We start from the raw sequence: 13,392 nt of genomic DNA on the forward strand, positions 1-13,392 counted from the left end.
CTCATAAAAAAAACCTGCACAGTGTGCAGGTTTTTTTTCGCTATCTTAGAGTAGCTGCGAAATTAAAATAATTTCACAGGGATGTCTAAGAATAAACGCCATTCGTTTGTATCACCGATATAGTTACCAGCTTGGTAGTTATCACTTGCGCGGTAGTAAGAATGACGTACACGTAAGCTTGCGTCCTTAGCAAAACCAGATTGAACAGTATATTTCACTTGGTTAAAGAATTCGCGCTCTTGGCCTTCTTTTGCTGAATTGTTGACTTTAATATCCCAGCCATAAACGAATGCAGAAGTCCAGTTCAAGCCTGGCACACCATAATCAGTAAAGTTTAAGTTATATTGAACTTGTGCCGATTTTTCATGATTACCGATAAAGTCAGATAGATAAGAGTTCGCGACATAAATAGATTGAGCACCGTCAGCATTTTCACCATAGTCATAGCCAGTGTTGCCCGTATTTTGTTGGTAAGCCAACATGACTGAGTGAGCACCTTGGTTCAATGTACCAGCAAGCGACCAAATGTTATTGCTTCGGTCAGCAGGGTCTACATTTGGAGATGTTGAATAAGTACCTGCTTCTTTATCCCATTCAGTGTGATAACCATTAAAATCTAAAGTTAAAGAACGCTTTTCAGCCAATGGTAATGTGTAATTTGCATTGATGTAGTGACGTTCGAGAGCATCTTCACTGTCTAAGCCATAATAAGATGCATTGAGTTGGTCATTAAATTTGTATTTTGCGCCCCAAACGATCGCATTATCTAAATGACGACCATCAGAGTTAATTTGGTCTGAATATTGGTTTTTAGTGAATTTACCAGCAATCACTTCTAAGTTTTCAATTTCATGGCTAGTTGCTAAAACACCTGTGAAATATTCAGGCACCATACGTGCAGTATTCGATGCAAGCACTGGAATATCAAGAACTTGGGTGCCGTATTCAACAGTTGTATTTGATATACGTGCTTTTACACTGGCACCACCACGTGCCCAATGATCATAGGTATCACCGATGCCTTTTTGTAATTCACCTTTATCATTGATTCCAGTTTCACGAGGAATCATGCCATTGCCAGCATTATTATTACTGCCTAATTTGAATGAAGCATCACCAGTAATGTTTACACCAAAACCAACCACACCTTGAGTAAAACCAGATTCAAGTTTTACGATCGCAGACTGAGCAGTTGAGCTTGTGTCAGTTACACGTTTTTCTGCACCGGTACCATTTTCGATATAATTTGTTTTGTCACGATGTAAATAACCTGTACGGAACAATACAGAGCCTTCGGCATCTTCCACAAAGCCTTTAGATTCGCTTTGTTCGCTAGCAAAAGCAGTAGAAATAAGAGCAGCGTTTACTAATACTGCAAGTGTTAGTTGTTGAGCTTTAAGCATTGGGAGAGAGCCTCATGCAAATTTGGTTAATATGTAGTGCGATTGTATATTTTTTCTTAAAAAATCACTATTTTTAATGCGCTTATTACACTAAAGTTAGAAAACATTCAGATCATCGGTCAATCTGTAATAAGCAAATGTTTCGTATGTTATTGTTGTTTAACAAATAGTTTATTTAAATTGAATATATATTAAGCTAAAGAGAAGTTTATTCATTGCTTATCATAAAAAAATATAAAAAATTTCATTTAACTTGCTGATTTTTCATTACTCTTCGCGACAATTTGTGCTGAATTTAAATTGGTATTTTGATCAAAAAGTATAACAATGATTGAGGTGCATGGCATCACTGTTCAGGCACAGTAAGCACCGTTGGGGTGTATTTTGTAAATAGAGAATGACTTTTAGCGAAGTCGTCAGAAATGTTTTCCTTAAAAATACATTTCAATAAAAAGATGATATTAATCGTGATAAATATATATAAATGAATGCATTAAATTGTTGTTAAAGACTTGAACACGATAAAAGATATTTTATGAATCAAAAGCTTATTTTTTACTATTTTATATAATCTTAGCTTTGTTTTTAAATGATTTAATTTATCAAAATAAGAAAAAAGGGGCTATACAGGGCGGTAAAATCGATTAAAATCGGCGCTAAATTTTACTCAACCCAATCCACGATCGATCCGATGTGGGGACTAAACATGATTCAATTTTATAAAAAAGCAATTTTAAGTATTTTAGTGACCCTAGGTACAGCCCCTGCATTTGCAGAACAAACTGAACAAGTCACAACAGCACAAGGGAATTGGTCTGGAAGTTTGGGCGTGGTAAACAAATATGTGTACCGTGCGAGTGAAGAAAATGATCAAGCTGCATTACAAGCCGGACTGGAATATGCACACAACAGTGGGCTGTTCGCGGGCTATTGGGGTTCTACACTCAACTATGACCCTACGGACGACAGTCAGTCACATGGTTTTGAACATGATTTCTATGTTGGATATGGACGTGAACTGAATGAAGATTGGAGCTATAAGTCACAAGTGATGGCCTATGTCTATCAAGGTGGCGGTTCAGTTTATAATGACGACCGATCTGAAAAGCGTCGCACGACAGGCGTCGAATTTATTCAGGACATTAGTTATAAAGATTTAACAGTAGGCATGGCTGTATTGTTGTCTGATGTTAATTATGGCAACGCAGGAGATGTATATCTGAATGCTGCTTATAGCTATGCATTACCTTATAATGTTTCATTAAATTCATCGCTTGGTGTTTCTGTTTTTAATGACAGTCGTGATGACAGCCTATTAACAACCACAGAAGATGTAGTATTCACTGAAGCACGTTTGGGCTTAAGTAAACCGATTGCAGATACTGGATTTGAAATTGCTGCTGACTATGTATGGGGCGGTAAAGATCGTGAAGGCGAGGAATTAGACGATAACGTTGTGGTTGGATTGACCTATTCTTTCTAACATTAACGAGTTGATCGTATTCGGTCATATTTTTGAAAGTGCACAATGGTGATTGTGCACTTTTTTTATGCATTTTTGAGATCGGTGTTGAAAAAATATACTCAAAAAAGCGCATTTTTAAAATCCTGTTACAACTATCAACCTAAGGATTTAAATAATCTGAATAGTTGACAATCTGCATTCTAAAAAAAAATTTAGAGAAAAATAGTTAAATAGAGTAATTAAAAAATAACAAATAAAAACAGTATCTTGTATGTTTTATGAAAGCCAAAATCGTGACCTTTATAAAAAAAATATGTGTATATTTTTAAACATGGCACAGCGCTTGCTAATACCTCATTGAGTTCAACGAAATAACCAAAAAATACGTCGTCGCACGATGTGGGGGAACAAACCATGAAATTTGCACTTAAAGCTTTATCAATCGCTGTACTTGGAGCAGCATCGACGTTTACATTTGCTGAAGCACCTGCTTCAGAGCATTCTGTATCTGGAAATATCGGCGTACTGTCTAGCTATAATTTACGTGGTATTACCAATGTGCCTGAAAATAAAGATGCGACAATCCAAGGTGGTTTGGATTATAGCCATGCATCAGGCTTCTATGCAGGTTGGTGGGGTTCAACATTAAACTATGGTGATGACCTACCGAATGGTTTTGAAAATGATTTTTATGCGGGCTATAACGGTTCAATTAATGATGATCTTGGTTACACAGCAGGCCTAACTTACTACTATTACTATGATATTGATACAAGTGATGCAAACGGTTTAGAAACAATGCTTGGGCTAAGCTATAAAGATTTTGGCTTAACAGCGCAAACTTTGCTTGAAGATGTTTCATGGGGTAATGCAGGTGATACTTATATCAAAGCATCATATAGCTATGCACTTCCTAAAGACTTCAGTCTAGATACCGCGCTTGGTTTATATGCATATCAAGATTCAGGTGATTTTGAAGATAATTTAGGAACAACAGAAAGCTTTGGTTTCCGTCACTTTGATATTGGTCTAAGCAAGCCTTTAGCAGATACAGGTGTTACCGCAAGCATGAATTACACAGTTGGTGGTTATGACCGTGCGGATGAAAAACAAAAGAATAAAGTCGTATTTGGTTTGAAATACGAATTCTAATGTTAAAAAGCATTAAAAATGGCGACCTAGGGTCGCCATTTTTTTAAGTATTGAGCTGGCTTCGATAGGACAGTGCTTCAGAAACGTGCTGAGCTTGAATGTGTTCACTTTGAGCTAAGTCGGCAATGGTTCTGGCAACACGTAATACGCGATGATAAGCACGCGCAGATAAATTCATTCGTTGCTGTGCTAACTGTAAAATATTCTGCGCAGTAGCATCCAAAACCGCTTGTTGCTCCAATTGCGTCGGCGTGAGCGCCATATTGGATTTTTGCTGACGCTCTATTTGTAACTCATAAGCTTGAATGACACGATGTCTAACTGTACTTGAACTTTCAACCTCTTGCGAACTTTGTAATTCATGCGCTGCCAGTGGCGGGACATCTATATGTAAATCAATACGATCTAATAATGGACCTGACATACGGTTTTGATAGCGTTTAATACTTTCAGCACTACATTGACAACGGCTGTCTTGGTTAAAGGCATAGCCACATGGGCAAGGATTCATTGCTGCGATCAATTGAAAATTCGCAGGGAAGGTGATTTGACGAGAAGCCCGTGAAATCACAATTTCTTTGGATTCGAGTGGTTGCCGTAATACCTCCAATACCTTTCGATCAAATTCAGGAAGTTCATCTAAAAATAAAACCCCTAAATGTGCCAAGGTGATTTCACCCGGTTTAGGATTTGATCCTCCACCGACGAGGGCGATCGCAGATGCAGTATGGTGCGGCGCACGAAATGGACGCTGCCCAAAATGATGATTTGCACCTGCAATGGAATAAATACTCGCGACTTGCAAATTTTCTTGCATATCTAAGGGCGGAAGAATGCTGGCTAAACGCGAGGCGAGTACAGTTTTACCTGTGCCTGGAGGGCCACGAAATAGCAGGGAATGACCGCCAGCCGCCGCAATTTCTAAAGCACGACGTGGTCTCAGTTGACCTTTCACATCAGATAAATCAAAAGGGTAACTGTGTTGATTGGCTGACGATGTCGAGGGGTGGCTGCTGATTAAGGCTGAACGACTCAAATGTTCACATACATCCTTAAGATGCTGAGCAGGAAAGACTTGGAACTCCGGCAGTTGCGCCGCTTCATCGGCATTGAGTGCCGGTAGAATCAGATGATGCCCGATATGCTGACAGGCAATGGCTATACTTAAGATGCCACTGACAGGTCGTAAATAACCATCGAGCGCTAATTCTCCAATAAATTCAAAACCATCTGCTGCATTTTCAGGAAGTTGTCCCGATGCGATCAGAATCCCTAAAGCAATGGCGAGATCTAAGCGAGAACCATCTTTGGGTAAATCTGCGGGTGCAAGATTAATGGTCAGGCGTTTGGTCGGGAACTGAAAGCCACTATTAATAATCGCAGAGCGGACACGGTCTTTACTTTCACGGACGGCGGCCTCAGGTAGGCCCACAATGGTCAATGAAGGCAGACCTTGGCTGACATGAACTTCAACTTCAATTTGGGGTGCATTTAAGCCGAGCAAACCCCGAGTATAGATTTTGGCAAAAGACATATTATTGTTCCGTTATGGTGCATTATTTTTAATCGTTATGCGTCTTTTGTTGCACTAAAAAGGTGCTTATTTTTTGTTCTGAATTTTTTGTTCGAGTTCTTCGACGTGTTTCAACAATTCATTTAAACGTAAATTGGCATTATTCAGTGCAGTACGTTGGCGTTCGATTTCTTCTTTCGATACAAGATCCATTTTGCTCACAGCTTCGTTAAGTAAGCTGCGAAGGTTATGTTCGATGTCTTTTTTCGGTTGATCGATTTGTTCTAATATCGCTTGTAATAAGGTTTCAATCATTGTTGTGATCATCCTCAGTGAATTGGTGGCAGCAGTTTAACATCGCGACATTCATGACCATAGTGCTTTTATTTAAATATACGTTTAATCGATCAGTAAAATCGTAATTCTTCTAGTAAAAACGTCTATTTTTATAAGCATACGCAAGATTATCCGTATAAAATAGGTTATAAAGAAATCTCATGCTGGGCTGACTATTTTCCCCCGACTGTAGTCATATTGGCATGAAAATTGAACATAAAACCTTACAGGTGAAATAAGCCGAAGGAAAACAAAACATGAAGCTCGTAACTGCAATTGTAAAACCTTTTAAATTGGATGACGTGCGTGAAGCACTCTCTGAAAATGGTGTTCAAGGGATCACTGTCACTGAAGTTAAAGGCTTCGGTCGCCAGAAAGGTCACACTGAACTTTATCGTGGTGCTGAATATGTGGTTGATTTCTTACCAAAAGTAAAAATCGAAATCGCAATCAGTGATGAAATGGTCGATACCGTAATTGAATCAATTACTCGTGTTGCAAGCACAGGAAAAATTGGCGACGGTAAAATTTTTGTAAGCAATCTGGAACAAGTCATCCGTATCCGTACTGGTGAAACAGGTGCAGATGCCGTTTAAAAAATTGGCATGAAGTTTGCTGAGTAGCTAATAACTCAGAAAATCAGGTCGGGGGATACGAATGAAAAAAATGCTAATTGCACTCGGCTTGTCCAGTGCACTTTTAGGTGGTTCTGTTGCGTGGGCTGAAGAAAGCGCAACAGCACCTACAGAAGAAGTCACAGTAGTTGATACTGCAAATACAACAACGCTAAATACAACAGAAGCTGCAGTTCCAGTTGAAGCAGCGCCAGCACCTGCAGAACCAGCACCTACAGAAGAAGAACCTAAGCTCGATACAGGTGATACAGCATGGATTTTAGTGTCCACTGCACTTGTTTTACTCATGACAATTCCCGGTTTAGCATTATTTTACGGCGGTATGGTCCGTAAGAAAAATGTACTCAGCACCATGGCACACAGTTTTGTTGCGGCAGGTGTCGTGAGCTTAACGTGGGTGATTGTGGGTTATACCTTAGCATTTGGTGAGGGTAATGCCTTTATCGGTAGCTTAGACAAATTTATGTTGTCGGGTATCACCACAGAAGCCTTGTCCGGTACGATTCCAGAGATTCTTTTTGTTATTTTCCAAATGACATTTGCCATCATTACCGTTGCCATTATTAGCGGTTCGATTGCAGAACGTATGAAATTCGGTGCTTTCGTTGCGTTCATCGCAATTTGGAGCGTCGTGGTTTATGCACCAATTACCCACTGGGTATGGGGCGGTGGTTGGTTAGGTAACGACGGTGCGCTTGATTTTGCGGGTGGTACGGTTGTTCACATCAACTCAGGTGTTGCGGGTCTTGTTGCAGCGTACATGCTTGGTAAACGTATGGGGCTTGGCCGTGAATCAATGGCGCCACATAATCTAACGTTAACCGTCATCGGTGCAAGCCTTGTATGGGTTGGTTGGTTCGGTTTCAACGGTGGTTCTGCACTGGGTGCAAATGGTTCCGCTGGTTATGCATTGGTAGTAACACAAGTTGCAGCAGCGGCAGCAGCAGTGGCATGGTTAATTACTGAAAAAGTAGTTCGTGGTAAAGCGTCTGTCTTGGGTGGTGCTTCTGGTGCGGTAGCAGGTCTTGTGGTGATTACACCTGCGGCAGGTTTCGTAACCGTTGGCGGCGCTTTAGCGATGGGTCTGATCGGTGGTGTAGTTTGCTTCTGGGGTATTACTGCGCTGAAACGTGCGTTGAAAGCGGATGACTCTTTGGATGCGTTTGGCCTACATGGTGTCGGTGGTATCGTCGGTGCGATTCTTACAGCATTCTTTGCCAGCGAATTCATCATGGGTGATAAAGCACCGAGCAACTTAATGCATCAATTATGGGTTCAAGTCGAAGGTGTACTAGCGACTATTGCTTACTCAGCAGTGATGACATTCATTATCTTGAAAGTGATTGATCTGGTGATTGGCATCCGTGTTGAAGCTGATGACGAACGTATGGGTCTAGACTTAAGTCAACATGGCGAACGTGTAGAATAATAAGATCACAGTAAATCAATATATTGTGTAAAACAGCCCGAAAGGGCTGTTTTTTTTCCATATCTAGCGTAAAGCTCTACAAATTTCAAAATTTTTGCTACACTCTAAATCCATTCGGATTTGTTCAATTTAACCGCTATGCATTGTCCATTTTGCAACGCTGAAGACAGTAAAGTGATTGACTCACGTCTTGCTGCTGAAGGCTGTCAGATACGCCGCCGCCGTGAATGTATTAGTTGCGGTGAACGTTTTACAACTTTTGAAAGCTATGAAGTGGTGATGCCGCGTGTCATCAAGTCTGATTCAAAGAGTGAACCTTTTGATGAAGCCAAGCTCCGCCGCTCGCTCATGCATGCCTTGCAAAAGCGTCCAGTAACGCAAGAGCAAATTGAAACGGTACTCAGTGATATTCAATTGCAAATTCGCCGTTTGGGTGAACGTGACGTGAAATCACGCACCATTGGTGAAATTGTCATGCAGTCTTTGTTTGCTTTAGATCATGTGGCTTATGTACGTTTTGCTTCTGTGTATCAAGACTTCCAAGATGTAGAAGCTTTTCGTCGTCAAATTGAACAAATGCAGCAGCGTGAGCACTAATGCACATCTGCTTCCATTTTTATCATGAGTGATTACATGTCTGAGTTAGATCAAGTGCCTTTGCAGCAGCATCAACAGTGGATGCGGCGTGCAATTGCATTGGCACAGCAGGGGCAATACAGCACTCGTCCCAATCCCAATGTGGGCTGTGTAATTGTCAAAGACGGTCAATTGGTTGGTGAAGGCTTTCATCCCAAAGCGGGTCAGCCGCATGCCGAAGTCTTTGCAATGCGTGATGCAGGTGAGGCCGCACGTGGCGCAACCGCTTATGTGACTTTAGAGCCTTGCGCACACTATGGACGTACGCCACCTTGTGCCAAAGGTTTGGTAGAAGCAGGTGTTGCTCAAGTCGTTGTGGCATGTCCCGATCCGAATCCATTGGTTGCGGGTAAAGGTGTACAAATCCTACGTGATGCTGGCATTGAAGTGATCACAGGTATTTGTGAAGCAGAAGCGCATCAATTGAACTTGGGCTTTTTAAAAGCCATGGCGACGGGCATGCCTTATGTCCGGCTCAAAGTCGCATCGAGCCTGGATGGGCGTACTGCCATGGCCTCGGGTGAGTCTAAATGGATTACCGGTGCAATGGCGCGACAAGACGTACAGCATTGGCGTGCGATATCAGGTGCTGTGATTACTGGGATTGAAACAGTATTAGCAGATGATTGCTTACTCAACGTACGTCAACTCGATGATGCTGTTGATATGCGAAGCGTGGTTCAGCCGAAACGTATCGTGCTAGATCGCCAAGGCCGCTTGCCATTAAGCGCAAAAATATTGCAGCAACCTGAAACCGTGATGGTCATGGGGCCATATCGTCAGGAACTTGCTGACTTGGGCGTGGTACAATTTGAAATTCAGCCTTTGGCCGATCTGTTAGCAGCATGCGTTCAACAGTTCCAAATTTATGATGTCCTTGTGGAAGCCGGTGCGACACTTTCGACCGCTTTCTTACAAGAACATTTGATCGATGAAATGATCAGTTATGTTGCACCGACCTTGTTGGGTCAGTCAGCACGTGCGATGTTTAATGCGGAATTTGACCGCATGGCAGAGCAGCTTCGATTTAAGCTGAAAGATGTCACTCAATTGGGTGATGACATTCGCTTAAGGTTAATCCCTTCTCAAGAGACGCTATGAATTCAGAGTCTACGGTTTATCACAAACGTCGTCATGCGGCTCGTACCACAGACGAATATCTTTTCCATCAGTTGGTTCCTTATTTGGGAAACAAACGCCGCCTATTACATCTGATTTTAGAAGCACTTGAGCAAACGGGAACCTTAAAACGCGAAGATGGTCGTGCGCCGATATTTGCAGACTTTTTTGCAGGTTCGGGTGTGGTATCACGGTTGGCTCGTCAAAACGGCTATCGTGTTATTGCCAATGACTGGGAACCCTACAGCCATGCCTTGAACAGCGCGATTCTCTCTTGCGTTGAAGCACCTGCTTTTAAAGAGTTGGGTGGCTATCAGAAAGCGATTGATTATCTGAACCGTTTGCCAGAAGTTAAAGGTTGGGTGACCCATAACTTGTGTCCACGTAATGATGAAATCTACGATCCGGCACGTGACCGTTTATTCTTTAAACGTCGTAATGGTATGCGTATCGATGCGATTCGTCAGCAAATTGCAACTTGGCAGGCTCAAGGCGCGATTGATGATGTGGAAATGAGTGCTTTGTTGGCACCGTTATTGTATTCAGCAAGTTTTGTCAGCAATACCAGCGGTGTATTTAAAAGCTTTCATCATGGTTGGGGTGGTAAAACCCAAGCAGCCTTAGATCGTATCGGTTCATTGTTATGGCTGACCCCAAGTCGTTTTTGTGAAATTGGTGATCCGAAAAAACCCGCCGCGGAAATGTGGTGTGTCGACGCACAGCATTTGGCCAATCAAATGAGCGGCTTTGAAGTAGATGTGGCTTATCTCGATCCACCATATAACCAACATGCTTATAGCAGTAACTACCATGTGTTGAATGCCTTAACGTTATGGGATCAGGTGGATTTACCAACGCCAGATACCAAAGGCTTTAAGAGCGGAATCGACCGTGCATGGCGTAAAGAACGTCCAAGTCCATATAATTCTTCGAAGCATGCGAAAGAAGCTTATGAAAAATTATTAGAAACCATCAATGCACGTTACATCCTGACGAGCTATTCAACCGATGGTAATATCAGCGCCACAGATTTGTTACAAGCCAATTTAAAACGTGGCCGAGTAAGCTTATTGACGCAAGATGTACCACGTTACCGCGTGAGTAAGCAGCGTCAGTCTGAACGTGCACGCGTACTAGAGTTTATTGTCATCACGGATACGCATGCCAAATCAGGTCCACCGATCCGTCAGTTGTTGAGTCAATTGCACCATTTTGCAGAATTGGGTGGTGTCGATACCTCTGGCGTGAGCACGCAACTTGATTTGTGGTAAAAATCATCGGCCCATATTTTTCAGGGATTGAACATGTTTACAGGCATTATTGAAAGTCTAGGTAAGGTTGAAAGCATTCAAAACGTGGGTGGCGATGTCCGCTTGCGTATCCAGACAGATTTAGACATGTCGGATGTGCAATTGGGGGACTCGATTGCCACCAATGGTATTTGTTTAACTGTGATCGACTTTGGCAGCAATTGGTATGCAGCCGATGTATCACGTGAAAGTTTAAATCGAACCACCTTGGAACACTGGAAAGCAGGGCAGGCGGTAAATGTGGAAAAAGCCATGTTGCCGACTACGCGTTTTGGTGGACATATTGTCAGTGGTCATGTCGATGCCGTGGGTGAAATCACTCAAGTTCGTTCAGATGCGCGTTCTATTTATTTTGAAGTGACCGCACCGAAAGAAATTGCACGCTATTTAGCGGAAAAAGGCTCTGTGACCGTAGATGGTATTAGTCTGACAATTAACCATTTACGTGGCAATGTGCTGAGCTTAAATTTAATTCCGCATACGGCTGAACGAACCAATATTGGCACGTGGAAGGCTGGGGCTAAAGTGAACTTAGAAGTAGATGTTTTAGCACGCTATATTGAGCGTTTATTGCTTGGTGATAAAGCCGCTGAGACCACAGCGCAATCAAAAATTAGCTTAGATTTTTTAGCTGAAAATGGCTTCTTGAAATAAGTTGATACCGAAGAAAACCAAACAGTCTGATTGAAAAATTAGACTGTTTTTTTATTTTTGGTGATAATGCGTCGCGGAATGACATATATGATGAATAATCAGACAGGTGATAATGATTGATTTCTTACTGAATCTGGAACAGTGGTTACCCATGTTATTGGAAAATTATGGTGTGTGGATTTATGCCATTTTATTTCTGGTGATATTTTCAGAAACGGGTTCAGTATTTATGTTCTTCCTGCCGGGAGACAGCCTGTTGCTTGCCATCGGCGCATTATGTTCAACGACGGAAGTGGTGCATTTACACACCATGGGGCTGATGTTATTTGTCGCATCGGTCTTGGGCTACTGCGTCAATTACTATACGGGCAGCGTGTTAGGCATTAAGTACTTTAATAAGCACACACGTTACTTTAAGCCCGAATATATGGTCAAAACCAATAAATATTTTATGAAGCATGGCGGTAAAACGATTTTAGTCGCACGCTTTGTACCTTTTGTACGTTCTTTTGCGCCTTTTGCCGCTGGGTCTGCGCGCATGAGCCTCGGTACATTTATGTTTTATAACGTGCTGGGTGGTTTCATCTGGATTGGATTATTACTTGGTATTGGTTATTTCCTAGGACATACCGTTTCTGCAGTTGCAGATTTGGTCTAAGCCAAACTTAGACTGAGAAAAAGCCCACTGTTGTGGGCTTTTTTTATGGAGTCGATGACAACTTAGTGTTTTGTAACGGTCACCACATCAAGGGTTTGAAAAATCGAGCTGCGGGGCAGTTGCTGAATGCTAAAACCACCTTTTTCTGATTCACGGCTGAGATACACCGAAATACTATGAAAGTCTGAATGACTCAGCCAAAGATCTTTGGCACGAATGTCCCATTGTTCTCCAGCAGATAGAGAGGATATTTTCTGGGTAATCTGGTGAATGATGTCCATATTGAATTCCCATCTGGATGCATGATTATATCTTTAGGATGCCTGAAGCATTGTGTTTTGAGGGACAATGCTTCAGCCATATGAACATCATGTTGCAAATACATGTCAGTTTAATGACAGTGACCAGATTTCGATGGACGGCTTAAGATGCTTGGGACGATGTAGATTCTGTCGAAAAATTGGAGTTTTCTAAGATATAGTCAATTTCTTCTTGTGCTGCAGCTTTCAATTTTGCACGGAAATCACTGACTGCCATTTCGATTTGCGTTTCTGCCTCAAGTTCCAAACGCACGCGTACACTTTCAAGTTCTGACAACATTTGTCCTTCGCTAACCGATAAGCTTTGGCTTAATCCCGCTAAACCCGTTTCAGGGTTTTTATGATAGCGAGCGGCATAGTGTTGTACTTCACGATCAAGATTATGCTGCATCATGGTGAGCGCTTGCGTTTGTGCAGCAAAGCGTAACTCTTCGTCACGTTTCAGTTGTTCTGCATAGGCCTGTTCAGCTTCACGTTTTTCTTCTAAGGCTTTTTCTAAAGCCAACTGTTTGCGAATACGAGCATCTTCTATCAGCTGTGCTTTCAAATCTGCATAGGCAGATTCAATTTTGTCAAAAGACACTTGCTGTTGCTGTTGGTCATTGACTAGCCATTGTTGAATGTCTGTGCTTGGATTGAGTACATCGCAAACGCGACCAAGGTCATCAATAAAGGTCTGACGAATAGCTTCAGGTACTTTTAACCAGCGCTGTTTAAAGTCTGGACCGACATTCAATGCCATGGTGCACCTCCTTGCAAATA

The 13,392-nt window shown here is 42.0% G+C and carries 14 protein-coding genes; 9 read left to right on the forward strand and 5 right to left on the reverse strand.

The window, feature by feature from the left end; all coding sequences use genetic code 11:
- Positions 1 to 62: 62 nt before the first annotated feature.
- Positions 63 to 1,403, reverse strand: coding sequence for an OprD family outer membrane porin (locus FTU38_RS01860; protein ID WP_180005203.1), 1,341 nt, complete (start codon positions 1,401 to 1,403; stop codon positions 63 to 65).
- 706 nt (positions 1,404 to 2,109) lie between these two features.
- On the opposite strand from FTU38_RS01860, the gene FTU38_RS01865 reads away from it, so the two are divergent.
- Together FTU38_RS01865 and FTU38_RS01870 are read left to right on the forward strand one after the other, a co-directional pair.
- Positions 2,110 to 2,886 carry a TorF family putative porin gene (locus FTU38_RS01865; protein WP_180005202.1) on the forward strand — a complete coding sequence of 259 codons (777 nt, stop codon included), beginning with the start codon at positions 2,110 to 2,112 and terminating at the stop codon, positions 2,884 to 2,886.
- Between the two features lie 396 nt (positions 2,887 to 3,282).
- Entirely contained in the window at positions 3,283 to 4,020 is a 738-nt protein-coding gene (locus FTU38_RS01870) for a TorF family putative porin (protein ID WP_180008086.1), read from the forward strand.
- A gap of 43 nt (positions 4,021 to 4,063) precedes the next feature.
- Here FTU38_RS01870 and FTU38_RS01875 read toward each other — a convergent pair whose 3' ends face one another.
- Together FTU38_RS01875 and FTU38_RS01880 are read right to left on the reverse strand one after the other, a co-directional pair.
- Positions 4,064 to 5,554 (reverse strand): YifB family Mg chelatase-like AAA ATPase, encoded by a 1,491-nt coding sequence (locus FTU38_RS01875; protein ID WP_180110448.1) that lies wholly within the window; start codon positions 5,552 to 5,554, stop codon positions 4,064 to 4,066.
- A gap of 66 nt (positions 5,555 to 5,620) precedes the next feature.
- Positions 5,621 to 5,848 (reverse strand): accessory factor UbiK family protein, encoded by a 228-nt coding sequence (locus tag FTU38_RS01880; RefSeq protein ID WP_168378234.1) that lies wholly within the window; start codon positions 5,846 to 5,848, stop codon positions 5,621 to 5,623.
- A gap of 278 nt (positions 5,849 to 6,126) precedes the next feature.
- Between FTU38_RS01880 and glnK the strand changes: the two genes are divergently transcribed.
- From glnK to FTU38_RS01915, 7 genes are all read left to right on the forward strand, one after another.
- The gene (gene glnK / locus FTU38_RS01885) at positions 6,127 to 6,465 is read left to right on the forward strand and encodes a P-II family nitrogen regulator (protein ID WP_067763174.1); all 339 of its coding nucleotides are present in this window, start codon (positions 6,127 to 6,129) and stop codon (positions 6,463 to 6,465) included.
- 61 nt (positions 6,466 to 6,526) lie between these two features.
- A complete protein-coding gene (locus FTU38_RS01890) occupies positions 6,527 to 7,933 on the forward strand; it encodes an ammonium transporter (RefSeq protein ID WP_180022078.1) in 1,407 nt (468 codons plus the stop codon).
- A gap of 138 nt (positions 7,934 to 8,071) precedes the next feature.
- A complete protein-coding gene (gene nrdR, locus FTU38_RS01895; RefSeq protein ID WP_067763170.1) occupies positions 8,072 to 8,530 on the forward strand; it encodes a transcriptional regulator NrdR in 459 nt (152 codons plus the stop codon).
- Between the two features lie 36 nt (positions 8,531 to 8,566).
- Complete coding sequence (gene ribD, locus FTU38_RS01900) at positions 8,567 to 9,670, forward strand: bifunctional diaminohydroxyphosphoribosylaminopyrimidine deaminase/5-amino-6-(5-phosphoribosylamino)uracil reductase RibD (protein WP_180110449.1); 1,104 nt, start codon at positions 8,567 to 8,569, stop codon at positions 9,668 to 9,670.
- Entirely contained in the window at positions 9,667 to 10,959 is a 1,293-nt protein-coding gene (locus FTU38_RS01905) for a DNA adenine methylase (protein WP_078189462.1), read from the forward strand. The genes ribD and FTU38_RS01905 overlap by 4 nt, the downstream gene beginning before the upstream one ends.
- A 33-nt stretch (positions 10,960 to 10,992) precedes the next feature.
- Positions 10,993 to 11,652, forward strand: coding sequence for a riboflavin synthase (locus FTU38_RS01910; RefSeq protein WP_180110450.1), 660 nt, complete (start codon positions 10,993 to 10,995; stop codon positions 11,650 to 11,652).
- Between the two features lie 112 nt (positions 11,653 to 11,764).
- Positions 11,765 to 12,310, forward strand: a complete 546-nt coding sequence (locus tag FTU38_RS01915; protein ID WP_078189460.1) for a VTT domain-containing protein — start codon at positions 11,765 to 11,767, stop codon at positions 12,308 to 12,310.
- Between the two features lie 62 nt (positions 12,311 to 12,372).
- Here FTU38_RS01915 and FTU38_RS01920 read toward each other — a convergent pair whose 3' ends face one another.
- On the reverse strand, positions 12,373 to 12,591 hold the full coding sequence (locus FTU38_RS01920; RefSeq protein ID WP_180035948.1) for a hypothetical protein: 219 nt from the start codon (positions 12,589 to 12,591) through the stop codon (positions 12,373 to 12,375).
- 142 nt (positions 12,592 to 12,733) lie between these two features.
- On the reverse strand, positions 12,734 to 13,372 hold the full coding sequence (locus FTU38_RS01925; RefSeq protein WP_078189458.1) for a hypothetical protein: 639 nt from the start codon (positions 13,370 to 13,372) through the stop codon (positions 12,734 to 12,736).
- Between the last annotated feature and the right edge of the window lie 20 nt (positions 13,373 to 13,392).

Origin of the sequence: Acinetobacter sp. YH12098, assembly GCF_013419235.1 — a bacterium.
GTDB classification, from domain to species: domain Bacteria; phylum Pseudomonadota; class Gammaproteobacteria; order Pseudomonadales; family Moraxellaceae; genus Acinetobacter; species Acinetobacter amyesii.

Bases quoted from the DNA above. Each gene is read 5' to 3' on its own strand.
- FTU38_RS01880 (WP_168378234.1), bottom strand. From the start codon at position 5,848: ATGATTGAAACCTTATTACAAGCGATATTAGAACAAATCGATCAACCG.
- FTU38_RS01870 (WP_180008086.1), top strand. From the start codon at position 3,283: ATGAAATTTGCACTTAAAGCTTTATCAATCGCTGTACTTGGAGCAGCA.
- FTU38_RS01925 (WP_078189458.1), bottom strand. From the start codon at position 13,372: ATGGCATTGAATGTCGGTCCAGACTTTAAACAGCGCTGGTTAAAAGTA.
- glnK (WP_067763174.1), top strand. From the start codon at position 6,127: ATGAAGCTCGTAACTGCAATTGTAAAACCTTTTAAATTGGATGACGTG.
- nrdR (WP_067763170.1), top strand. From the start codon at position 8,072: ATGCATTGTCCATTTTGCAACGCTGAAGACAGTAAAGTGATTGACTCA.
- FTU38_RS01910 (WP_180110450.1), top strand. From the start codon at position 10,993: ATGTTTACAGGCATTATTGAAAGTCTAGGTAAGGTTGAAAGCATTCAA.
- FTU38_RS01865 (WP_180005202.1), top strand. From the start codon at position 2,110: ATGATTCAATTTTATAAAAAAGCAATTTTAAGTATTTTAGTGACCCTA.
- FTU38_RS01915 (WP_078189460.1), top strand. From the start codon at position 11,765: ATGATTGATTTCTTACTGAATCTGGAACAGTGGTTACCCATGTTATTG.
- ribD (WP_180110449.1), top strand. From the start codon at position 8,567: ATGTCTGAGTTAGATCAAGTGCCTTTGCAGCAGCATCAACAGTGGATG.
- FTU38_RS01860 (WP_180005203.1), bottom strand. From the start codon at position 1,403: ATGCTTAAAGCTCAACAACTAACACTTGCAGTATTAGTAAACGCTGCT.
- FTU38_RS01890 (WP_180022078.1), top strand. From the start codon at position 6,527: ATGAAAAAAATGCTAATTGCACTCGGCTTGTCCAGTGCACTTTTAGGT.
- FTU38_RS01875 (WP_180110448.1), bottom strand. From the start codon at position 5,554: ATGTCTTTTGCCAAAATCTATACTCGGGGTTTGCTCGGCTTAAATGCA.
- FTU38_RS01905 (WP_078189462.1), top strand. From the start codon at position 9,667: ATGAATTCAGAGTCTACGGTTTATCACAAACGTCGTCATGCGGCTCGT.
- FTU38_RS01920 (WP_180035948.1), bottom strand. From the start codon at position 12,591: ATGGACATCATTCACCAGATTACCCAGAAAATATCCTCTCTATCTGCT.